The sequence below is a fragment of the Desulfosoma sp. genome (genome assembly GCA_037481875.1).
Taxonomy (GTDB): domain Bacteria; phylum Desulfobacterota; class Syntrophobacteria; order Syntrophobacterales; family DSM-9756; genus Desulfosoma.
This window is the reverse complement of sequence record JBBFKY010000002.1, coordinates 337,974-359,846: the sequence shown is the minus strand read 5'-3', so window position 1 is coordinate 359,846 and position 21,873 is coordinate 337,974. Positions and strand designations below refer to the sequence as shown.

Here is a 21,873-nt window from a genome sequence, read left to right as displayed (position 1 = left end):
TTCAGGTCTTGGGCGTCCAGGTCCTTTCAATCCTGTCTTTTCACATCTTCTGAGGTGCTGACACTCCCAGGACATTCAGCCCGTTTCGAATGACCGTTCTAACAGCGTCGGCCAAATAAAGTCGAGCTTGAGTCAGTTCCTGGTCGTCGCCCAAAATGCGATTGTGGTTGTAGTAGCTATGAAACGCGGAAACCAGATCCATCAGGTAATAGGGAATACGGTGGGGTTCCAGATTTCGGGCGGCGGTTTCCAACACATACGGAAATTCGCCCAACTGTTTCATGAGCTCCCATTCCGTAGGTTCCGTCAGGCGATGGAGGTTGGGTAGGGTCTGCCAAGAGGTGGGGATGCCTCTTTCCTCCGCCACCTCAAAGACACTGCACAGCCTCGCATGCGCATACTGGACATAGTAGACGGGATTTTCACTGCTGTGTTTTTTCGCTGTTTCCAAATCAAAGTCCAGAGGGCTGTCGGAGCGGCGCATGAGGAAGAGGAAGCGAGCGGCATCTTTGCCGACTTCGTCCACAACCTCCCGCAAAGTGACAAACTCCCCGGCTCTCGTAGACATGGCTACAGGTTTTCCGCCGCGAAGCAGATTGACAAGCTGCACAAGGATAATGCGAAGGTCCGAAGGCCGTCGTCCCAGAGCTTGCACTCCCGCCATCATTCGAGGCACATACCCGTGATGATCGGCTCCCCAAATATCAATGACCAAATCGTAGTTTCGATCATATTTGTTTTTATGATAAGCCAGGTCTGCAGCGAAATAGGTGGTGATGCCGTTGGCCCGTATTACCACCCGGTCTTTTTCATCACCGTAGGCCGTGCTGCGAAACCATTTGGCCCCATCCTGTTCATAGATCAGGCCGCTTTTTTCAAGGGCCTCGATGGTGCTTTCCAGGGCACCGTTTTCATGAAGCGTTCTTTCGCTGAACCACACATCGTGGATGACCCCGAAGACTTCCAAGTCTTCACGGATTCCTTCCAAAATACGGTCTCCGGCATATTGGGAAAAGAAAGGCAAAGCCTCCTTTTCCGGCACCGATGCGTACCGATTCCCAAACCGTTCGACCACTTCCCTGGCCAGATCCTTCATGTAATCGCCCTTATAATGATCGTCGGGAAAATCCACCGGCATTCCCAAGCATTCCAGGTAACGCAGATATAGACTGCGGCCCAGAGTGTCCATTTGTTTTCCGGTATCGTTGATATAGTATTCTTTGTCCACGGTGTAGCCGCAGGTTTTGAGAATGTTGGCCAACACATCCCCGACGGCGGCTCCTCGACCATGACCGATATGGAGCGGCCCTGTGGGGTTGGCGCTGACGAATTCCACTTGAACCCGAATGCCCGCGCCAAAAGTCTGTCGGCCGTAAGCTTCTTTTTCCTCGTGAATAGTCTCTAAAATCCCGCCCCAGACGTCGGGCCGAACGAAGAAATTGATGAACCCTGGACCGGCGATTTCCGTTTTGGCCACAAGAGCCTCACGGCCTTCCATCCGTTGCACCAGTTCATCAGCAATGATTTTAGGGTTTTTTTTGAGCAACCGAGTCAGGGCCATGGCGGCGTTGGTGGCATAGTCACCGTGATCGGCAATTTTTGGAATTTCAAGCTCCAATACCGGATCTTCTTCGGGACTAAGACCTTGATCCATGAGAAGCAATCGAGCCGCTTGCTCAAGCATGGCCTGAAGCCGGGATCGCACAAGAGTCATGATAACAGCCCTCCTTGACAAAGAAACATAGCGCCTCACTAACGAAGCGTGCCTTTATAATGCGCCGAAGCTCCCTAGGCAAGATCGCCGGAGCCATTCAGAAAAAGACGGTGAGGATTCTTGCCGATGGCGCAATAGATTTCATAGCTGATGGTGTGTGCCTTTCGGGCGATTTCTTCCGCCGTGATGGTTTCGGTTCCTTGAGTTCCCAAAAGGACCACCTCGTCATCTTCTGAGGCTTGCGGCACATGGGAAACATCCAAGGTGATCAGATTCATGGAAACTCTTCCAACGATGGGCACTCGTACGCCGCGCACCAGGGCCTCACCGCGGTTGGAAAGGACACGGGGATACCCATCATCGTAACCGACGGCGATGGTCGCAATACGTGTCGGACTGGAACAGACATAGGTACGTCCGTACCCGATGCTGTAACCCGCCGGCACCCATTTGACTTGAAGGATTTTGGTCTTCAAGGCCATGACGGGCCGAAGCGGTACCGGATACAGAATTTCATCGGAAGGCGCCGACCCATAAAGCATGATTCCCGGCCTTACCAACTGATAATGGGCTTCGGGAATGTCGAGAACGGCACCGCTGTTGGCCACATGGGCGTACTGGAACGGAATGGACCGATCGTGGAACATTTGAAGGGCACTGCGAAACTTTCGCAATTGTTCATGGCTGAAAGCCTTGTCGGCCTCATCGGATGTGGCTAAATGGGAAAAAACACCTTCCACCTTCACATGTTTCAGGCCGGCCAATTGTTCCAGAAACAGTCCCAACTCATGCACGGGCACACCCAGGCGCCCCATACCCGTATCAACCTTGACATGGATGTGCACCCGTTTACCTGCTTCTTGAGCCGCCTGCTCCAACAATCGGCAGTGGTCCAATCGATAAACGGCGGGACGAAGATCCTGCTGGATCACGGTCGGTGCGTCCGCTGGTTCTATCCCGGCCAGGACCAGTATAGGCTGTGAAATACCGGCCGAACGCAGTTTGGAAGCTTCCCAACATTTACTAACACCGAAAAGGTCCACCCTTGCCTTGGCCAATTCCTTAGCGACAGGGATCATGCCATGGCCGTAAGCGTCCGATTTGACCACGGCAAGGATTCCGGCCTGTGGCCCAATTCGGTGCCGTACCTGCGCCAAGTTATGCCTCAAGGCCGCCAGATCAATTTCCACCCAGTTTAACGCCATACACCCCTTCCTCTACAGTGCTTCGGGGAACAAACACTCGCTCTGCCTCTTTACAGAACCGAGGTTGGCATGATAGGCGATCCAGATTTTTGTGCCAAGATGTTCCCTTGGGGTGATTGCCATATCGGGCCTAGGGTCGTGTCCTTGAGGGGAATCTACCTTGAGAGCGCAAGTGTCCCGCCCGCTGAATGAGCGGGTCGAAGGCCCGCGCTCCAAGAAAAAAAATCGGTTTCATGCTTATAGGAGTGAGGCGCCGCCTTGGCCCTACCGTGAAATGGCATTCGAAGCGACGGTGATCGTGCGTTCCCGGACAGCTTTAAAGGTCTGGACCGGCCCATGGGACCGTGGGGGAACCACGACTGCATTGAACGGGAGTGTTCGGCATGGAATACTTTCTTACCGTGGTGGGACTTCTCTTTTTTCTTGAAGGGTTGCCCTATATGGCTTTTCCCGAACGAATGAAGAGATGGCTTCAGGAAATTCTCACGCTTCCTACGGGACAATTGAGGCTTCTGGGCGCCGTTCTTATGATCCTTGGTCTCATTTTTGTCTTCCTGGGGCGTCGCCATGGAGGGCCCTAGATGAGTTATAGACTCCAAGACTATGACTACGATCTCCCCGAACACCTTGTGGCCCAAACACCCAGCCGGGTTCGAGACCGGTGTGCTCTCATGGTGCTTCATCGCCGAACGGGTGAGTTGGAACATCGGCAATTTCGAGATGTTGGCTCCTACCTGCAGCCCGGAGACCTTTTGGTCATGAACGACACCCGTGTGGTACCCGCTCGACTTCTTGGGGTCAAGGAAACCGGAGGGCGCGTGGATATTCTGGTGCTTGACCCTTACAAACCGCCCCAGGAAGGAAGGATCGAAGGGTATCGATGCCTGCTCAAATCGTCAAAGCCGCCCAAGGAAGGGCTGCGCTTACTTTTGGAGGATGAGCTTACGGCTCGCGTCCTTCGTCGTTTTGAAAACGGCCAGGTGAACATCGTTTTTGATCATGACAATATTTTGGAATTCTTGGAAAAGAAGGGCAGGGTGCCTCTGCCGCCTTATATTCGACGGTCCAAGGTGCCGAAAAGGGAAGAGGACCGAGAAGAGTATCAGACGGTCTATGCTCGAGAACCGGGGGCTGTGGCGGCGCCGACGGCAGGACTGCATTTTACGAAGGAACTCCTCGAAGACCTGGTTTGTCGAGGTGTGCAGCTTGTGAGAATCACTTTGCATGTGGGGTTTGGCACCTTCGCTCCGGTGCGCACGGAAGACATTCGAGACCATATCATGCACTCGGAAGTGGTGCGGGTGAGCCGGGAGACGGCAGAGGCCATTCAAAGGGCGAAAAGGGAAGGAAGGCGCGTGATCGCCGTAGGAACGACTGTGGTACGCACGCTGGAATGGGCGGCCTGCCGTTTCGGGGAGGTGACGGCCGTGTCCGGCGAATGCGATCACTATATCTATCCTGGATATGTATTCCGCGTGGTCGATGCAATGATCACCAATTTTCATCTGCCCAAAACATCCCTTCTTCTTTTGGTTTCGGCTTTTGCGGGCCGCGAAAAGATTCTCGCCGCTTACCGGGAAGCCATACGCAGAGGCTACCGCTTCTTTAGCTACGGGGACGCCATGTTGATTGTTTAGGGGTGTGGGAATGAAGCATTTTGAAATTTTAGCCGAAGATTCGAAAAGTCAAGCGCGTTGCGGTTGTCTTTATACCGCTCACGGCCCTGTGGACACCCCTGTATTCATGCCTGTGGGCACTCAGGCCACCATCAAGAGTCTATCTCCAGACGAAGTCTTTTCTCTGGGCGCTCGTATCATTCTAGGTAACACCTACCATCTGTCTCTGCGCCCTGGAGCCGAGCGAATCGCCCGCCTCGGGGGCTTGCATGCGTTTATGGCATGGCCAGGGGCGATTCTTACGGACAGCGGGGGTTTTCAAGTTTTTAGTCTGGCCACCATTCGCACCATTGATGAAGATGGTGTCACGTTCCAATCCCATATCGACGGGTCTCGCCATCGAATCACCCCGGAAAGCTGCATAGAAATTCAAGAGCTTCTCGGATCCGACATTGCCATGTGTTTTGACGAATGCACGCCTTATCCCTTGAGTTGGGAAGAAACGCGGCTCTCCATGGAAAGAACGGTTCGATGGGCCTCGCGATGTCGCGAGGCTCATAAGAAGGAGGACCAACTGCTCTTTGCCATTGTGCAGGGAGGCGTTTTTCGTGAGTTGCGACATGCTTGTGTGAAGGCGCTCACGGACATGGATTTTCCCGGTTATGCTCTAGGAAGCTTGGCGGTGGGAGAACCCAAGGAGGTTATGTTGGAGGTGCTGGACACCGTGGTTCCGGAACTGCCTCACGACAAACCTCGGTACCTCATGGGCGTCGGAATGCCGGAAGACTTGGTGGAAGGGGTTCGGCGCGGTATTGATATGTTCGATTGCGTGGTGCCGACTCGAAATGCTCGCAACGGCATGGTTTTTACGTCCTGGGGAGCCTTGCAGATCAAACACAGTTGCTATGCGGACGATCCCCGGCCCATTGAGTCGGAATGCTCATGCTACACATGCCGTACGTTTTCACGGGCCTATCTGAGGCATCTTTTCATGGCCAAGGAGCTTTTGGTGTATCGACTTTTGTCACTTCACAATCTTCATTACTTTCTGCATCTCATGAAAGCCGTTCGGGAAGCCGTTTTTCAAGGAAGCTTTGAGGAGTTTCGCAGGGAATTTTATGAGCGACGTCGGGGCGAGGAGCCGATAGCAGATTGACATTGTCCGCGAAATATCGTTTAAAGGCTCGATTGTTTGATGGGGGTGTTTGTTCGTTAATCGGAAAAAGGGAAACGGAGGAGTCCATGAATTGGGTGAGCATGGCCCATGCGATGGGAACAGCGGGGCAGCAAAGCGGAGGGGGCCAAGCGGCCGGTGGAGGTCTTACGGCTTTTCTCCCATTGATTCTGATGGTGGTGATTTTTTATTTCCTTTTGATTCGTCCCCAACAAAAGCGCCAGAAAGAGCATCGTATGATGCTTCAAAACCTTCGTAAAGGCGATGTGGTGATGACCCAGGGAGGAATCCACGGCCGAATTACTGGCTTGACGGATTCCGTAGTCACCTTGGAAATCGCCGACAAGGTTCGAGTGAAGGTGCAGCGGGGGTACATTGCCGGCTTGCTGTCCCGAGGTGAGACCAGGGACGAAGAAGAGGAGAAGGCGTAGACGCGTACCGAGCAAGGACGCTTGTGACCGATGCCGGTTCGGCTTTCTTAAGGCATGATGGCTTTTTGCCGGTGCCATGTCAGTAGAGTGGCGGTGTGCGTGCCATAGGGAGAGGGTGCGGCCGTCATGAGGCTATAGTGGCGGGGTCGGCGGTTCCGTTGATCCCGCTTTTTTCCAGGTATTCTGCAGCGTAGGAGGATTCGGGTTGAAAGACCTGAAGTGGCGAGCCATTCTAGTGGCTTTGGTGCTTGGTGCCTCGATCGTCTATCTCTTGCCGTCCTTACCTGTGTCATTACCTCAATGGTGGCACGGTGTCCTTCCGGACGACAAGATTCATCTTGGTTTAGACCTTCAGGGAGGCATGCATCTGGTGCTGGAGGTTCAAGCCGAGGAAGCGGTCAAAACCACGGTGGACCGCATGATCGATGAGCTTAAAGGGCTGCTTCGAAAGGAGAAGATCGGTTTTCGCGCCATAGAACGCACGCAGGAAGGAGCCCTGGTGTTGCAGCTTTCAGATGCAAGCCGCCGAGACCGCCTGCGTGAGCTGATGGAAAAAGAGTATCCTACTTTGGACTGGGCGCAAGCGTTGGAAACTTCCGAAGGGTTTCAAGTGACCTTACGGGTCAAGGACAAGGAAGCTGCCCATATTCGCGAATTGGCTGTCAAACAGGCGCTGGAGACGATTCGAAACCGCATTGATCAATTTGGGGTGAGCGAGCCCGACATACGGCCTCAAGGGGAAAACCGTATTCTCGTGCAGCTTCCAGGAATCAAGGATCCCAAGCGAGCTTTGGAACTTATCGGGAAGACGGCGATTTTGGAATTCAAGCTGGTGGCCGAAGGGGTGGATCCCCACGCAGATCCATCGGCCTTGCCGGGTGGTGTGAAAGTCTATCCCATGCGACGCGTGGATCCCAACACGGGCCGAAGCGTGGAAGGAAAGATCGCCCTAAAGGATCGTACACTGTTGACCGGCGAATACATCACCAACGCCAATGTGCGTATAGATACTCAGTACAACACGCCTTATGTGGCGTTGGAATTTGATCCTCAGGGGGCCAGAGTCTTTGAACGAATCACCGAAGAAAACGTCAAGAAACAGCTGGCCATCGTGTTGGACGGCGTGGTTTATTCCGCGCCGGTGATTCAAGAAAAGATTTCCGGGGGAAGAGCGAGTATCACGGGGTCGTTTACCATGGAAGAGGCCAGGGATTTGGCCATCGTGCTTCGTGCCGGTGCCCTGCCTGCGCCCGTGGTGATCCTGGAAGAACGTACCGTGGGTCCCTCTCTGGGGGCTGACTCCATTCGCAAGGGATTCCTGTCCATGGTCGTGGGATCGGTGGCCATCGTCATATTCATGGTCCTCTACTACAGGTTTTCGGGGTTCGTGGCGGATCTGGCTCTGGTTTTGAACGTCATCCTGATCATGGCAGGTCTGGCCGCCTTTCAAGCCACTCTAACCCTGCCCGGCATCGCTGGTATTATTTTAACCATCGGTATGGCGGTAGACGCCAATGTGCTCATTTTCGAACGGATTCGAGAAGAGATGCGGTTGGGCAAGACACCCAAGGCAGCCTTGGATGCGGGGTACGCTAGAGCGACTTTGACCATCTTGGACGCCAATATAACGACTCTTATCGCCGCTCTGGTGATGTTCCAGTTCGGAACCGGGCCTGTAAAAGGCTTTGCCGTGACCTTGAGCATCGGTATTGTGGCCAGTCTTTTTACGGCCATTGTGGTCACACGGCTTGTCTTCGATTACCTGTTTGTTGAAAAGCGCATGAGAACACTGAGTATCTAGCGAGGGGCTGGACCGCCTATGGAATTTATTAGACCGGACATCAACATCAATTTTGTCGGTATGCGGACGAAGGCCTTAATCCTTTCCGCTGTTTTAATCCTTTTGGGAGCGGCAGCCATTGTATGGCGTGGCGGGCTTAACATGGGTGTCGATTTTGCCGGGGGCACTCTGATTCAGGTCAAGTTTTCAGAAAGGACAACGCCGGATGCTATTCGGGATGCCTTGAAGGATTTGGGCATTGCTCGAAGTGCCATTCAGCAGGTGGGAGCCGACTCGGACAACGAATTTATTATTCGTTCCGAGATTAGTGAAGAGAAGGCCAAAAGGGTTAGCGATGATGTTCAGGCCCGCTTGGATCAGGCTTTCGGGGCTGGTAAAGCCGACATTCTGCGCGTGGAAATGGTGGGTCCCAAAGTGGGACACGATCTCCGTCAAAAAGCCTTGCTGGCCATCTACTACGCCTTGCTTTTCATAGCTTTGTATATTTCAGGCCGGTTTGAACTGAAATGGGGAACAAGCGGCGTCATGGCAGCTGCCCTTCTCATCGGGGTTTATCTTCTAGGGCTCACAGGCTTATCCATGACGTACCTGATCATCGGCGCTTTGATCATCACTTTAGCTTTGTGCTGGATTCTGAAACTGCCATATGCCTTAGGAGCCGTCGTGGCCTTGATTCACGACGTTTTCATCACGGTGGGAATTTTTGCCCTTCTCAACAAGGAATTTGACCTGACCATCGTGGCCGCCCTTTTGACCATTGTGGGTTATTCGCTGAACGATACTATCATCGTCTATGACCGTATTCGAGAAAACCTTCGAGCTTCTCGAAAAGGCGACCTGAAGACTTTGGTCAATCGCAGCATTAATCAAACCCTCAGCCGTACTTTGCTCACCTCGGGGACCACGCTTTTGGTGGTCATGTGCCTGTTTCTGCTGGGCGGTAGTGTGATTCATGACTTTTCCTTTGCCTTGTTAATCGGTATTTTGGTGGGGACATATTCATCCGTTTTCATTGCCAGTCCTCTGCTGATCCTTTTTGAAGAGCATTCCAAAAAAAGCCGCTGAGAGCCGGTTCGACAATGGGCGGACCCACCCGTCCGCCCCTCGTAACCATGCCTATGAATCCTTGCGCCTCGTCAAAATCCCGGACAGCCGGATCTTCGCCCACCCAAGACAGGATCTTTAGGGGAGAACCTACGTATCTGCCTCGGTTTTTTCGTGGAATTATTTTCTTTTTGGAAGCTGCCCACCGAAACCACCTGCTCGTGCCTGCGAGCCTCTTGTCCGATACGTTCGACGACGGCAAAGAGCCTTTCAGCGAGCAAACAGGAGCACCAGGGTTTTCACCATCACTTGTGAACTCGACCGAAGCTTTTTAAAGGGTGCTGAGGTGATGGCTTTAAAAAGAGCCCATGGATTCCCTTTTTCTCATTGAGCGAGAGGTTTTCTGGTTGCGTCCCGGCCGAAGAGGCCGAAGCCGATTGTCCCGGCCACACCGAATCCAAAGGCAGTCCACAGGTTGACCTGAGGGCTGATCATCCAGAGGTAGGCACCCCCCAAGGCAGCCGCTGAAACAAAGACGTCCCGGATGAGGTAATAGAGACCGAACATTCCGGCTCGGCAATCTTCCGGGGCCAGGTCCATGATGAGTGACTTGCGGGTGGGTTCTCCGAACTCCTTTAGGCCGCGTAACACAAAGGCTCCTATCAGCCAGAGGAAAGACTGGCTGTGCATCAAGGCTAACGGAAAAAGAGTAAAAAAAACAAAGGTCACCGTGACAAAAGGCTTTTTCACAGTTCGGTCCGCCATGTAGGCCACGGGGATGTAGACCAGAACGGCCGTAGCCATTTCAATGGAGGTCAAAAGGCCGAACTGGACCGCCGTTACCGGTTCTCTGATAACTTGCATGCACCAGACCACAACGAAGGCATAAGGAATCTGTTCGCAGAAACGAATCAGTATGTCAGAAAGGAGAAGCACTCTCATGTCTCCGGGCATACGTCGATACAACTTGAGCGGGTTTTTCTCGGCGATTGTTTTGGAGACATTGGAAGTTTCATGAGGTACGTTACGCTCAGCCCTTTGGTCTGGGATCATCCGCTGCTGCAGGACCAAAGCTATTGCGGCTAAAACGAGCGCCGCCACAAAGGCCAGCCTCACTCCGTCAGTCTCCCCCCAGACGGCGATGAAGATACCGCCCAGGATCGGCCCCAAAGCCATGGGAATGCGTCGAACAAGAGAATGCATGGTCACGCCCATGGTCCGTTTATTTCCGGGCAAGACGGTATATATCAGGCTCATGGTTGCCGGCATGGAAATGGCCGACCAAGAAATGAAAAGCACGGCACCGACAAGCACGGCCTGCCACGTTGGACTAAGGATCACCACGGTAAATCCAGCCATAGCCACCAAATTGAAGATCAACAAGGAACGCTTGGCACCGATACGGTCCGACAGGTACCCGCCGGGGAAGGAATAAAGAGCCGAAAGAAGGTTATCCATGGCCTGAAGCAGGCCAACGGCCAAAGCACTTCCGCCCAGAGCCAGGATGTAAATAGGCAGGAAGCGCTCGGCCATGCGCTCACCCATGCCTATCAGGACGACCATGCCCAGCACACCGACGGTACCCGAGCGCAATGCCAAGAAATCGGCCAATCTTTGAAAAACGCGGGTGGGTAAATTTGACATAGGGTTCGATCTCATGAGGGCTTATCCGGAGCAGCCTGCCACAGCCTCAATAGCCTTCGGCCTGGGAGGATCGATCATCACTTGTAGCACGACGAACGAAAGATCCGATTTCATGTCCGCTACAGTCATATCCGTCAGATGAACGGATTCATAAAAAAGACGGCTCAGATGCGTTCCATTTCCAGCCCATCACCAAAACCCGGAAGCCTGTCCGAAAACAAGTCTTTTCCCTGGCGTGGCAAGCGTTTTAGGCTGAAAATTAGCGGGCCAGAGACTTGCGCTTCCAGAAAACAGCAAGGTTTCCAGTTTGTCGGGGCGAGGCGCCTCCTAGCCCCGACCTTGCCATGCTATTTAAGACTACGGTATTGCAAGTTCTCGCACAAGCTTCCAGCCTCACGCCAGGATAAAATGCGGCATGACCTGCCGCAACCCATTTCATGATCAAAGCCTCAAAGTAGACTTCCACTGCCCGGGCAACCAGCTGTCTAGGGATCAAAGTCGTGGCGGCTTTGACTTCTCCTAGGGATGGCGCCCATAATTATTGGCTGATACTTGTTCTAAATAGATTCCGGCCGCTCCAACAGGTTTCCTTTGCAAGCTCGAACCCAAGAACCTTGATTAAGTGCGGTTCTGACAGCGCGAGTTGGACGCGTTTTTGAGTTCTTGGCCTTATACCTGTGGTGTGTGCGTGGGGGGTGGTCCACACGATGCATGAGACACCTATGGCCGTTATATGGCGAAAGCGGTGCTCTGCCGACCGCCTTGCCGCTTGGCCCTGGGACCCTTTGGAAGACGCTGGACCAGAAGACCCTTCGCGTGACCGTCTCCCACAGGGGCCTGTCGCAGGCGGTGAATTTGACTCCGTGTACCCAAGGTCGGACCGTAACAGTTCCGTTCATGTGATGGACGAATGCCAATCCCGGAAGAAATTCAAGCTGCAACCTTTTGGAGGGCGTCTTTTCGACTGTAGGAAGGTTCAAGGATTCCGCGTGCCTTTCCATGTGGAGGCAGGGAACAGGTACGGCACGCACCAATACTCAACCTTCTTAAAAGCAAAGGTGAAGCCTGTTCGCTTTCCAACCCCAGGATCATGATTCCAGCGACAAGCGCGGCTCATGTCCTGCTCAATGGCCCGACAAGCGGATTCATTGGGGTGAAATCGACAGAAAAGAAAAGGGCTGCGGAATAACCGGCAGCCCCTTAGGTTCTTCTGGTGCCGGAGGAGAGACTCGAACTCTCACGGGCGCGGGGCCCACTGGATTTTGAGTCCAGCGCGTCTACCTGTTTCACCACTCCGGCGAAGCGACGGCATATTAAGAAATAGAGCCCGACCCTGTCAAGAAAAAGTCCAGAATCATTCTTTGAGGCTATGATGTCCTCTCATTGTTTTTCGAGGCTCCAAGGCCCTGGACGACGACTCAGGACGCGATGTTGTACTTCTTACGCAGCCGGTCCATCTCTCGAGCCTCTTCTTTTTCCTTGATGCGCTCTCTCTTGTCGTAGTCTTTCTTGCCGCGGGCCAGGGCTATTTCCACTTTAGCCTTGCCCTTTGAGAAATAGACTTTCAAAGGCACAAGTGTCAGGCCCTTTTCCTGAGTCTTTCCGGCAAGGCGACGAATTTCCCGCCGATGCAAAAGCAGTTTTCGCGTTCTTTCAGGTTCGTGGTTGTTGTAGGAGGCATGAGGGTAGGGGCTGATATGAAAATCATGGATCCAGATTTCGCCCTTTTTGATCCTAGCGTAGCTATCCTTAAGGTTAGCTCGTCCTTCTCGAAGCGATTTCACTTCGGTGCCCGTAAGGACCATTCCGGCCTCCACGGTTTCGATAATTTCATAGTCGTGAAAAGCCTTTTTATTTTGGCAGACGATCTTGATGCCGTTTGGAGCACTAGATGGCTTCTTCATGGCAGAACCTTATGGACATCCTTTCAGGCAGCACGAGAATTGGGTTTAACCGCCTGCGGGTCAAAGAACTTAAACTCCTCTGGAAAGACTCTCAGAACCATTTCCTGCAAAAGATCTCGAATATGGGCGGCTGTGGTCAAGGTCAAGGCCTTTTTCACAAAACGTCGGCATTCTTCAAGAGTGGAACGGCGAACCAGATTCTTGACTCGAGGAATGGCCTGAGGGTTCATACTAAGGCAATCCAATTCCAAGCCCAAGAGCAGGGGAACATAGAAAGGCTCTCCAGCCATTTCTCCACAGACCGTCACGGGGATTCCGGCCTCATGGGCCGTGTGGACCACGTGCCGAATCAGTCGGAGCACCGCCGGGTGCAATGGATCATAGAGATGAGCCACATGTGGATTAACGCGATCAATACCTAAAGCATACTGAATGAGATCGTTGGTGCCGATACTGAAAAAATTCACTTCTCGAGCCAGAATATCAGCGACAGCCACAGCGGCCGGCACTTCGATCATTATTCCTATGGGCATGGTCTCGTCAAAGAGAATCCCCTGCTGTCGCAGCTCCTGTTTGGCCTCCTCTAAGACGGCCTTGGCTTGAAGCAATTCGCCCATGCCGGAAATAAGAGGAAACATGAGTCGAAGATTGTGTGCGACGGCGCCAGCTCTCAGAACGGCTCGAAGTTGGGTTTTAAAAAATCCCTTATGCTGCAGGCATAATCGGATACCTCGCAGTCCCAACGCCGGATTTTCCTGCTGAATGGAGGGCATCCACACGCCCAACTTTTCCGCCCCGAGATCCAAGGTGCGAATCGTGACGAAAGACGGGGCCATGAGTTCGGCCAGTTCTTTGTATTCCTGATAAAGCTCTTCTTCGTCGGGCGGATGTTCTCGGTTCAGATAGGCGAATTCCGTCCGGTAAAGTCCGACGGCTTCCGCACCGTGATCCTTGGCGGCCACCACTTCTTCAACAAGTTCAATGTTTGCTTCCACCCGAATCTTACGGCCGTCCAGAGTCACCGCCGGAAGATGTGCCTTTCGGGTAATATCCTTGAGATAGGTCTCCAGAGCCTCCTGAAGTTCATAATAAAATGCGATTTGTTCTTCGGTGGGATGCACAATGATGCGTCCACTGGCTCCGTCCACGATGACCAAGTCACCAGTGCGAATCGTCTCGGTAGCTTTTTCGGCACCCACAATGGCCGGAATGCCCAAAGCTCGCGCGATTATGGCCGTATGAGACGTGCGGCCCCCGGTGTCGGTGATAAATCCTAGTGTCCTTTCCAGCTGAATACGTATAGCGTCCGCAGGAGAAATATCCCGAGCCACTATGATCACACGCTCTCGAATTTCATCAAAGCTGCTGGCCTTTTGTCCGGCAAGATGGCGCAGTACCCTTTCCCCGAGACTACGCACATCGGCGATGCGTCCCTTAAGGTAATCGTCTTCCATGGCCGCAAAAAGGTCGGAAATTTTTCGTATGGACCGCTTCAAGGCCAGCATGGCGTTGAGGCGCTCTTTACGGATGGTTTCTAGAGTTTGATCATAAAAAAAAGGGTCCCGCAAAATGAGCTGATGAGCGTCCAGGATATGGGCGTGATCCATGAAGTCGCCATGAATGGATTGTTTTGTTTTTTCCAGGTCTTGTTCCACCTTGGCGACGGCTTCCTGGAAAAGAAGGCAGTCCTGCAGAACCTCCTCTTCGGTCTCCAAACGATGCAAGGCCAAAGGCACGTGGTTTTCTTCGGCAAGGAAAGCTTTACCGATGGCGATTCCGGGTGAAACCCCAAATCCTTTTAACCGAATGGGTTCTTTATCCATCATCTAACCTGATCCTGCAGAAACCAGCCGAAAGTCATTTTTGAACAATAAAAAACCGAGCAGACCTTAGAGGCTTTCCTCTCCCGCCTCGGTCTTCGGTCGACTCGGTAGAACACATGGGCCGTCACGTGGGGATCGTCTAAGATATTATGTTTCCCCAAAATTGCTTTGAAAAAGGGACGCCAAAGCTTTCAGCGCCTCTTCGGCGTCATGACCTCGCGAAATAATCTTGACCTTGGTGCCTCTCGGGCACTCCAAGCTCAAAATATCAAGAATGCTTTTGCCGTTCACCATCGTATGATCTTTGACGATCAAGACGTCGGCTTGAAATTGGGTGGCCACCTTGACGATCTTGGCTGCTACCCGCGCATGAAAACCCAATTTGTTAGGAACGATGAAATCCTGCTCGACTTCGGCCACCGAATTTCAAAACGCCTCCGTTGACGGCATCGTAACCCTCTCGAAACTACGGCCGTTTCTTAGCACAAGGGTCTTGACAAGTCAACGCAGGACTCGGTCACGATCTCGGCACCCCAAGACAAACTTGTCGTATAACTTTCAAAGTGTCTCATTTTGCGCGAAAGTTTTCGGCCATAAGAAGCTTTAGATCTTGAGCAATGACCGAGGCAGCTCCTGCCTGAGCCGAAACCCTGTGTGCGCAAAGCCTACGGCGGGTGGACAACGAGAGACGATCCTCCAGAGTTTCCAGCAGAAAGGCTTCAAGTTCTTGTGCATTATGAACGCGGCGTCCGCAGCGTTCCTTGAGAAGAAAAGCCTCTATTTCTCTGAAGTTATCCAGATGAGGACCCCAACAGCTGGGGACACCGTGAACAGCTGCTTCCAAGGGATTATGGCCGCCAAAAGGAATCAAGCTGCCACCGATGAAAGCCGCCTGAGCAAGAGGATACAGGGAAGCGAGCTCACCGATGGAATCCAGAAGGAAAACATGCACATGGTCGATGGCGTTCGCTCGGCTTCTAAGAGTCCAGCGCAGTCCCATGGTCTCGCATAGGTGCGCGAGCCGATGCACCCTGTCAATATGGCGGGGAGCCAAAACCAAGAGAATGTTCGAGTAACGTTTAAGCACCATGGCATGGGCTTGCAGCAAAATCTTTTCTTCTCCGTCGTGAGTGCTTCCCGCGATCCACAAAGGTCGGCTGTCTTTAAACATGAAAAAGGGGTCGCCGTTTTTTTGACTGTATTTTTCCTTCTGAAACACGGCTAGGTCGAACTTAAGGTTGCCGCAGAGGCGAAGCCGCGTCCAGGGAACACCCAAAGAGGCGAACCGACGGGCATCTTCTTCGGACTGGACATAGATTCGATCCAAACATGCCAAGATGGAACGGCTTATGGGCGCAAGTCGTCTATAGCCGCGAAAGGATCGCAAAGAGAGACGTGCATTGACCATAAGAACAGGCACGAGGGCTTTTTTAAGCACCCAAAGCAGATTGGGCCACAGATCCGTTTCCACAAGAATGAAGGCTGCCGGGCGCAATCGCCGCACCAACCGAGTCATGCTCCATAAATGATCATGCGGAAGATAGAAGATGCTTTCTGCCAAAGACCCCACTTCTTTTTGCGCCACAGCCAGCCCTTTTTCGGTCGCTGCTGAAAAGACAATGGCAACCTCGGGCTGTCTGTGTCGAATCTCATGGAGAAGAGGGACGCTGGAAAGAACTTCTCCAACAGAGAGAGCGTGCACCCATAAGGGTCGTGAAAAAGCCTTGGAGATTTGAGGTAAGCAAAGGCCGAGTCGAGAAGAATACGAGGTGGTGTATTTTCCCGAGCCGGCTTTTCGTAAAAGGTAATAAAGCCACAGGCCGGGCCAGGACGCGCTCAGAACAACATTATAAGCAAGACGCCAGGGTTCCATAGACGGCGACGTCAATGTTTCAATCGGCTTGTTGAAATTGGATGTCGTAGAGCCTTCGGTATTCACCATGACGTTCCATAAGGCTGTGATGAGAGCCCTCTTCAATGATGCGTCCGTGGCTCAACACGAAAATGCGGTGGGCGATCTTTACCGTGGACAACCTATGAGCAATGATGAACGTGGTTCGGCCTTGCATGAGGTTTTCCAAAGCCCGTTGGACTTCCAATTCCGCTTCGCTGTCCAAAGCGGAGGTGGCTTCATCCAAAATCAGAATAGGGGCATCCTTAAGCAGAGCTCGAGCGATACAAATCCTTTGTCTTTGGCCTCCGGAAAGCATCACACCTTGTTCTCCGACCACGGTATCAAAACCATGAGGCAACCGGCAGATGAAATCGTAGGCATAAGCGGCTTTGGCGGCGGCGATCAGGTCCTCTTCCGTTTTGGATGGATCGCCGTAGGCGATGTTGTTTCGAACGGTATCGTTAAAAAGAAAACTGTGCTGCGTCACCATGGCGATATGACGCCGAAGGGAACGCACGGTCACATCCCGCACGTCGATCCCGTCGATAAGGACGGCTCCTTGACTCACGTCATAAAACCTGGGAATCAAATGCACCAGGGTGGTTTTACCTCCACCGCTGCTTCCCACGAGAGCGACAACTTCTCCCGGATTGACTTTGAAAGAAATGTCTCGAAGAACCGGTACAGTGTCATAAGCAAACGAAACACGACGGAACTCCACGGCACCCTGCACTCGAGTCAGTTCTATGGCTCCGGGCCGATCCACGATGTCACTCTTTTGAGACAGCACTTCCTGCACTCGCAGAATGGAGGCGATCCCTTTTTGCAGCGTGCTATTGAGCTTGTTCAGGCTTTTTACAGGTTTGTAAAGCATGATCAAAGCGCCGAGAAAGGAAAAGAAAGTCCCCGGAGTGGATACCCCTCGAACCACGTGGTATCCGCCGTAGGCGATGATCAAAGAGATGCCGATGGCCCCGATGAATTCCATCAAAGGACTGGATAGAGCATCGATGCGTAAGGCTTTGAGCTGATTTTCCAAAACCGAGATGTTTTGACGAGCGAACCGTTTCTTTTCGTGATCTTCCATGCCGAAGGCTTTGACGATACGCACGCCCGTAAAGGATTCATGAAGCACTACGCTGAGATGTGCCGTCTTTTCCTGGCCTCTGCGGGCAAGTTTTCGCAGTTTCTTACCAAAGTGCACTAAGGGAAAAAAGGCCAAGGGAAGAACCGCTACGGCGATGGAAGCCAGTTTCCAGTTTTGGTAAAAGACCACGAAGATGAGCCCCACGATGGTCACCGTATCTCGAACCAGGCCTGAAACGGCCTGATTGACAGCCACCTGAATTTCTTTGATGTCATTGGTGATACGGCTCATGAGGGTGCCTGTACTGGCCTTGTCGAAAAAGGACAGGGACAAGCCATGAATATGGTCAAAAAGCTCCTGGCGCAGCCCCGCCACCACTCGAAGACCTACGGACTGCAAAAAATATGTGCTTCCCCAATCACTGAGCGCCTTCACCAAGGACACCGCAAGAAACACAGCGGGCAAAAGACTCAGCATGAACACGTCTTTTTTAATAAAGATTTCGTCCATGGCCGGCTTGATGAGATAAGCCGTCAAGCCTGTGGCGCCGGAAACCACGAGCATACAAGTGACGGCCAAAGCAAGACGGCGCCAATGGGGCCGTAGCAGGTTCAGCATACGAAGCAAAGCAAAGTGGGTAGCTGAGTCTTTTTTCAGCATAACTCCAAGGCCAGGGCTGCCGCCCGATCCGCCGCTCCAGGTTCCCCCAACAAATCGGCCAAACGTTGAAACCATCGGCGCTGCTCGGCGGCACAGTCCGGGTTTTTGAGCAGGCGCATTGCTTCTTCGGCGACACGTTCCGGACACGCATCCTGTTGAATGAGTTCCGGGCAGACGCCTCGCTCAAGAATAAGGTTCGGCAATGCGATGTAAGGCACACGAATTACACGCCGACCCACATGATATTCCAGGGTTGAAACCTTGTAAACGACCACCATGGGAGTGCCCAAAAGAGCAGATTCCAAAGTGACCGTTCCCGAAACAGCCAAAGCCACATCCGATGCGCGAATAGCCCGATAGGTGTCTCGAAAAAGCAACCTTATCGGCATGGAAGCTTCCTGCACCATGGACAAGACCTTGTTGCGGTCTAGACCCGGAGCCACAGGCAGGACAACCTCCGCGGATGGAAACTCTCTTCGAAGGCGATCCGCGGCATTGAGAAGAATCGGCAGAAAGATCTTGATTTCACCTGATCGGCTTCCGGGAAGAAGGCAGATGACAGGCTTCGAATTAAGGCCCAAAAGACGATGGCAGGTCTCCGCGTCTTCAACGCCACGAACTTCATCTACCAAAGGGTGTCCCACAAAACGCACCGTCATGCCCCATCTTTGGTAAAATTTTTCTTCAAAGGGTAAAATAACCGCCATGGCATCGACGAAGCGTTTGAGGGATCGAATTCTTCCCGATCTCCAGGCCCAAACCTGAGGGCTGATGTAATAGAACACCTTGAGACCGAGGGAGCGGGCTAAACGCCCCAAAAAGAAATTGAAATCGGGAAAATCGATGAGAACAACCAGATGGGGACGCTCTCGTCGCAGGTACCCACGAAGATCCCTCAAAGCACGGTATAAGACTCGAATCTTTGGAAAAACTTGCAGGACGCCGATTAGCGCCAGATCTCGATAATCCACCAATAGATGAGCTCCAGCCGCCGCCAGCTGCGGTCCTCCCATGGCGTCGATGTGTATGGAAGGATTTCTTTTTCGAAGGGCAGCCACCAACCTGGATCCATGCAGATCCCCGGAAGCTTCCCCGGCACTGACAAAAACCTTCAAATTTTTCATCCTATACCCTGGATGCGGGTTCTGTGCATGCGCTCACAAATCTGTCGAGAAACGGCCAAAGCCAGCCGAACCGCTTCCAGACCCTGACGGCCGTCCACAAGGGGAGGCGTTCCCGATCTCACAGCTTCCAGAAAAGAGCGAATCTCTTCCTCCAATGGGTCCCGATTCTCCACTTCCAATTCTTCCGAGGAAATCTCCGGATAGCCTTCTTCGTCCGCAGCGGCTTCCTTAAGGAACGAAAAGGCACGGCGGTTCCCATAGTCGGCCACAAGGTATCGATTTTCCTGAAATATTCTAAGGCGTCTCATGTTTTTCATCGAAATACGGCTGGCCGTAAGATTGGCGACGGCTCCGTTACGGAATTCCAAACGCACATTGGCGATGTCCGGCAAGGGTGTCAGAACAGGAACACCTGATGCCGAAAAGGTTTCCACAGGGGATCGCACCAAATGCAGGACCACGTCCAGGTCGTGAATCATAAGGTCGAGGATCACATCCACTTCCAAGCCGCGTTCGTTGAACAAAGCGAGCCGATGGGCCTCCAGGAAAAGGGGGTTGACAATATAGGGTTCCACGGCCTTGAAAGCGGGATTGAATCTTTCCAGGTGTCCCACCTGAAGGACCACACCCTTGGTTTCCGAAAGCCTTACCAATTCTTCGGCTTCTTCAAGGGATTGCGTTAGAGGTTTTTCCACCAGGACATGCACGCCCGCTTCAAGGAAATCTCGGGCAACGGTGAAATGTTCCGGCGTTGGAGTCACAATACTGACGGCATCCACGGCGCCTAAAAGATGCCGGTGGTCCGTGTAGGCCGCGCAACCCAGCCTGGAAGCCAGGGCTTGCGCGCGTTCCCCATCAATATCCGCCACTCCGACCAGATGAGCTTCCTTGAGACGGGCGTATTTTTCGGCATGAAAGGTGCCGAGGTAGCCTGCGCCCACCACAGCGGTGCGCAGAGCTTCGGGATCGGCATGGCGAATGATCGCCACAGGCTTAAGGGGCCGAAGGGTTTCGGATGTGGTGGAACCGGAGGCGTTTTCCTTAGAAGTTTTTGCATCCGCTGTGGCTAGAGGGTCAGAGATGGCCACAAGGCTCATGCCATAACGATCGGCGGCTTCCACCACCTTTTCTCGATCAAAGATCAAGGTTTTACCAGCTTCCACCACCAGAACACGGGCCTTGACCGAACGCATGGTTTCAATGGTCTGTAGACCGACCGCGGGAACATCAAAGCGCAAATCCTGAATAGGCTTGCTGACCTTGATCACCACAGCTCCTTCTCGGCATAGACGCCCTCCACGAAGAATGGTCTCGTCTGTTCCATCGATACCCTCCACGGCCAGCACCGCCTGATCCTTAACGACCAAGCATTGACCGATGTCCAAGTGTCCCACAGCCTTGGCCATTTCCCACCCGAATATCACATCTCGCTGTTCTCGAGCGTTGAGATGCCGCCGCGTCAACAATCCTTCAGGGGCCAGAAGCCCAGGAAGAAACAGAGTGGAGGGCTCAACACGAATCCCCTCCTTTTCCAACTCCGCGGCCAGGGCCCTTAGAAGGTGATCGTCTTTCTTGTTGCGCAAGGCCGCCAATAGCTTGAAGGCCCTCCAATCCGGTCGAATCTTGGTGTAAAGCCGCGTCTTGTTGATGGATCCGGCCATAGCGACCCGCTGAATGTCCGCCTTTTGAAAAATGCGAATGAGCTTGTTGAGCTGGCCCAGTTTGAGGCTATGAAAAGAGTCGACGCGGGTTGCAAGGGCCGGGTCCGTTTCTCCGTCAAACCCTACGGCCACCACCCTGTAGCCTGCTTCTTTGGCGCCTTCAGCAAAAAGGAGCGGAAACTGCCCGCCCCCTGCAATAAGTCCGATGAAAGTATCGTTTGGCATAAGGCTCTTGGTCTCTAAGTTGATCCTTTTTGTGTCCCAAGGTTCGGGGCTTATCAGCGTGTGATCCCTCTCTGAGTGCCTTCGATAAATCGCAGAAGGATTTCCACCTCCACCACGTTGCCAACTTCTCGGCGCACTTCTTCCATAGCTTCCGACAGTGTCATGGCGCTACGAAAAATGATTTTGTAAGCTTTTTTCAACCCGTGAATGGCTTCGCTGGAAAAGCCCTTTCTTTTCAAACCTACCAGGTTAGGGCCGTAAAGCTTCGCAGGATATCCAGTAGCCAGCATGTACGGAGGAATATCTTTCTTGACGCCGGCTTTGGCTCCAATATAAGCGTGCGTGCCGATTCGAGAAAATTGATGAATGGCCGCGAGACCTCCGATGACGGCATCGTCTTCGATGATCACATGTCCCGCCAGCATAGCCGCGTTGGCCATAATCACTCGGTTATGCAAAATGCAATCGTGAGCCACGTGCACGTAGGCCATGATCAGATTGTAATTGCCGATTTGTGTTACGCCTCCGCCATGTTCCGTACCCCGATGAATGGTGGCGTATTCTCGAATGGTGTTACCGTCTCCTATGACGAGCCGGGTGGGGCTTCCTTTGTATTTCAGATCTTGGGGCGGAAAACCCACGGAGACAAAAGAGCTGATGCGATTGTTACGACCGATTTCGGTCCAGCCGTCGATAACCGTATGGGAGCCGATGGATGTGCCGGAGCCGATCCGCACATGAGGGCCGATGACAGCGTAGGGACCAATCGTCACGTCGTCGGCCAGTTCCGCCTTGGGATCGACAAGAGCTGTCGGATGAATGTCCATGGGAAGGTTGCGTCCTCCTTTGATCGAGATTCGATCTTG

Annotated in this window: 17 protein-coding genes and 1 tRNA gene; 6 read left to right on the top strand and 12 right to left on the bottom strand. The window is 53.0% G+C overall.

Annotated features, from left to right (window positions below; genetic code table 11):
- Positions 1-40 precede the first annotated feature (40 nt).
- Both argS and alr read right to left on the bottom strand, forming a co-directional pair.
- Positions 41-1,714, bottom strand: coding sequence for an arginine--tRNA ligase (gene argS, locus WHS46_04415; GenBank protein MEJ5347915.1), 1,674 nt, complete (start codon positions 1,712-1,714; stop codon positions 41-43).
- 74 nt (positions 1,715-1,788) lie between these two features.
- Positions 1,789-2,919 carry an alanine racemase gene (alr, locus tag WHS46_04410; GenBank protein ID MEJ5347914.1) on the bottom strand — a complete coding sequence of 377 codons (1,131 nt, stop codon included), beginning with the start codon at positions 2,917-2,919 and terminating at the stop codon, positions 1,789-1,791.
- A 383-nt stretch (positions 2,920-3,302) separates the two neighbouring features.
- Between alr and WHS46_04405 the strand changes: the two genes are divergently transcribed.
- From WHS46_04405 to secF, 6 genes are all read left to right on the top strand, one after another.
- Complete coding sequence (locus tag WHS46_04405) at positions 3,303-3,500, top strand: DUF2065 domain-containing protein (GenBank protein ID MEJ5347913.1); 198 nt, start codon at positions 3,303-3,305, stop codon at positions 3,498-3,500.
- Positions 3,501-4,556 (top strand): tRNA preQ1(34) S-adenosylmethionine ribosyltransferase-isomerase QueA, encoded by a 1,056-nt coding sequence (gene queA / locus WHS46_04400; protein MEJ5347912.1) that lies wholly within the window; start codon positions 3,501-3,503, stop codon positions 4,554-4,556. It abuts the gene before it with no gap.
- 10 nt (positions 4,557-4,566) lie between these two features.
- Positions 4,567-5,691, top strand: coding sequence for a tRNA guanosine(34) transglycosylase Tgt (tgt, locus tag WHS46_04395; GenBank protein MEJ5347911.1), 1,125 nt, complete (start codon positions 4,567-4,569; stop codon positions 5,689-5,691).
- Between the two features lie 86 nt (positions 5,692-5,777).
- Positions 5,778-6,140 carry a preprotein translocase subunit YajC gene (gene yajC, locus WHS46_04390; GenBank protein ID MEJ5347910.1) on the top strand — a complete coding sequence of 121 codons (363 nt, stop codon included), beginning with the start codon at positions 5,778-5,780 and terminating at the stop codon, positions 6,138-6,140.
- A 205-nt stretch (positions 6,141-6,345) separates the two neighbouring features.
- Positions 6,346-7,941 carry a protein translocase subunit SecD gene (gene secD, locus WHS46_04385; protein MEJ5347909.1) on the top strand — a complete coding sequence of 532 codons (1,596 nt, stop codon included), beginning with the start codon at positions 6,346-6,348 and terminating at the stop codon, positions 7,939-7,941.
- A gap of 18 nt (positions 7,942-7,959) precedes the next feature.
- On the top strand, positions 7,960-9,006 hold the full coding sequence (gene secF, locus WHS46_04380) for a protein translocase subunit SecF (protein MEJ5347908.1): 1,047 nt from the start codon (positions 7,960-7,962) through the stop codon (positions 9,004-9,006).
- A gap of 363 nt (positions 9,007-9,369) precedes the next feature.
- Here the strand turns inward: secF and WHS46_04375 are convergent, their stop codons facing one another.
- The 10 genes from WHS46_04375 to lpxA all read right to left on the bottom strand — a co-directional run bounded on the left by WHS46_04375 (position 9,370) and on the right by lpxA (position 21,834).
- Positions 9,370-10,629, bottom strand: coding sequence for an MFS transporter (locus tag WHS46_04375; GenBank protein MEJ5347907.1), 1,260 nt, complete (start codon positions 10,627-10,629; stop codon positions 9,370-9,372).
- A gap of 1,211 nt (positions 10,630-11,840) precedes the next feature.
- A tRNA-Leu gene (locus WHS46_04370) sits at positions 11,841-11,928 on the bottom strand.
- 119 nt (positions 11,929-12,047) lie between these two features.
- Positions 12,048-12,533: an SsrA-binding protein SmpB gene (smpB, locus tag WHS46_04365; GenBank protein MEJ5347906.1), complete on the bottom strand. Its 486-nt coding sequence runs from the start codon at positions 12,531-12,533 to the stop codon at positions 12,048-12,050.
- Between the two features lie 23 nt (positions 12,534-12,556).
- The gene (gene ptsP, locus WHS46_04360) at positions 12,557-14,359 is read right to left on the bottom strand and encodes a phosphoenolpyruvate--protein phosphotransferase (GenBank protein MEJ5347905.1); all 1,803 of its coding nucleotides are present in this window, start codon (positions 14,357-14,359) and stop codon (positions 12,557-12,559) included.
- Between the two features lie 144 nt (positions 14,360-14,503).
- A complete protein-coding gene (locus WHS46_04355; GenBank protein ID MEJ5347904.1) occupies positions 14,504-14,776 on the bottom strand; it encodes an HPr family phosphocarrier protein in 273 nt (90 codons plus the stop codon).
- A 148-nt stretch (positions 14,777-14,924) separates the two neighbouring features.
- A complete protein-coding gene (locus WHS46_04350; protein ID MEJ5347903.1) occupies positions 14,925-16,298 on the bottom strand; it encodes a 3-deoxy-D-manno-octulosonic acid transferase in 1,374 nt (457 codons plus the stop codon).
- On the bottom strand, positions 16,249-17,997 hold the full coding sequence (locus tag WHS46_04345; protein MEJ5347902.1) for an ABC transporter transmembrane domain-containing protein: 1,749 nt from the start codon (positions 17,995-17,997) through the stop codon (positions 16,249-16,251). The genes WHS46_04350 and WHS46_04345 overlap by 50 nt, the downstream gene beginning before the upstream one ends.
- Positions 17,991-19,121 (bottom strand): lipid-A-disaccharide synthase, encoded by a 1,131-nt coding sequence (gene lpxB, locus WHS46_04340; protein MEJ5347901.1) that lies wholly within the window; start codon positions 19,119-19,121, stop codon positions 17,991-17,993. The genes WHS46_04345 and lpxB overlap by 7 nt, the downstream gene beginning before the upstream one ends.
- Positions 19,118-21,007: a UDP-2,3-diacylglucosamine diphosphatase LpxI gene (gene lpxI, locus WHS46_04335; protein ID MEJ5347900.1), complete on the bottom strand. Its 1,890-nt coding sequence runs from the start codon at positions 21,005-21,007 to the stop codon at positions 19,118-19,120. Before lpxI ends, lpxB begins: the two co-directional genes overlap by 4 nt.
- A gap of 53 nt (positions 21,008-21,060) precedes the next feature.
- The gene (lpxA, locus tag WHS46_04330; GenBank protein ID MEJ5347899.1) at positions 21,061-21,834 is read right to left on the bottom strand and encodes an acyl-ACP--UDP-N-acetylglucosamine O-acyltransferase; all 774 of its coding nucleotides are present in this window, start codon (positions 21,832-21,834) and stop codon (positions 21,061-21,063) included.
- Positions 21,835-21,873 lie beyond the last annotated feature (39 nt).

Bases quoted from the DNA above. Each gene is read 5' to 3' on its own strand.
- argS (MEJ5347915.1), bottom strand. From the start codon at position 1,714: ATGACTCTTGTGCGATCCCGGCTTCAGGCCATGCTTGAGCAAGCGGCT.
- alr (MEJ5347914.1), bottom strand. From the start codon at position 2,919: ATGGCGTTAAACTGGGTGGAAATTGATCTGGCGGCCTTGAGGCATAAC.
- WHS46_04405 (MEJ5347913.1), top strand. From the start codon at position 3,303: ATGGAATACTTTCTTACCGTGGTGGGACTTCTCTTTTTTCTTGAAGGG.
- queA (MEJ5347912.1), top strand. From the start codon at position 3,501: ATGAGTTATAGACTCCAAGACTATGACTACGATCTCCCCGAACACCTT.
- tgt (MEJ5347911.1), top strand. From the start codon at position 4,567: ATGAAGCATTTTGAAATTTTAGCCGAAGATTCGAAAAGTCAAGCGCGT.
- yajC (MEJ5347910.1), top strand. From the start codon at position 5,778: ATGAATTGGGTGAGCATGGCCCATGCGATGGGAACAGCGGGGCAGCAA.
- secF (MEJ5347908.1), top strand. From the start codon at position 7,960: ATGGAATTTATTAGACCGGACATCAACATCAATTTTGTCGGTATGCGG.
- WHS46_04375 (MEJ5347907.1), bottom strand. From the start codon at position 10,629: ATGTCAAATTTACCCACCCGCGTTTTTCAAAGATTGGCCGATTTCTTG.
- smpB (MEJ5347906.1), bottom strand. From the start codon at position 12,533: ATGAAGAAGCCATCTAGTGCTCCAAACGGCATCAAGATCGTCTGCCAA.
- ptsP (MEJ5347905.1), bottom strand. From the start codon at position 14,359: ATGATGGATAAAGAACCCATTCGGTTAAAAGGATTTGGGGTTTCACCC.
- WHS46_04350 (MEJ5347903.1), bottom strand. From the start codon at position 16,298: ATGGTGAATACCGAAGGCTCTACGACATCCAATTTCAACAAGCCGATT.
- WHS46_04345 (MEJ5347902.1), bottom strand. From the start codon at position 17,997: ATGCTGAAAAAAGACTCAGCTACCCACTTTGCTTTGCTTCGTATGCTG.
- lpxB (MEJ5347901.1), bottom strand. From the start codon at position 19,121: ATGAAAAATTTGAAGGTTTTTGTCAGTGCCGGGGAAGCTTCCGGGGAT.
- lpxI (MEJ5347900.1), bottom strand. From the start codon at position 21,007: ATGCCAAACGATACTTTCATCGGACTTATTGCAGGGGGCGGGCAGTTT.
- lpxA (MEJ5347899.1), bottom strand. From the start codon at position 21,834: ATGGACATTCATCCGACAGCTCTTGTCGATCCCAAGGCGGAACTGGCC.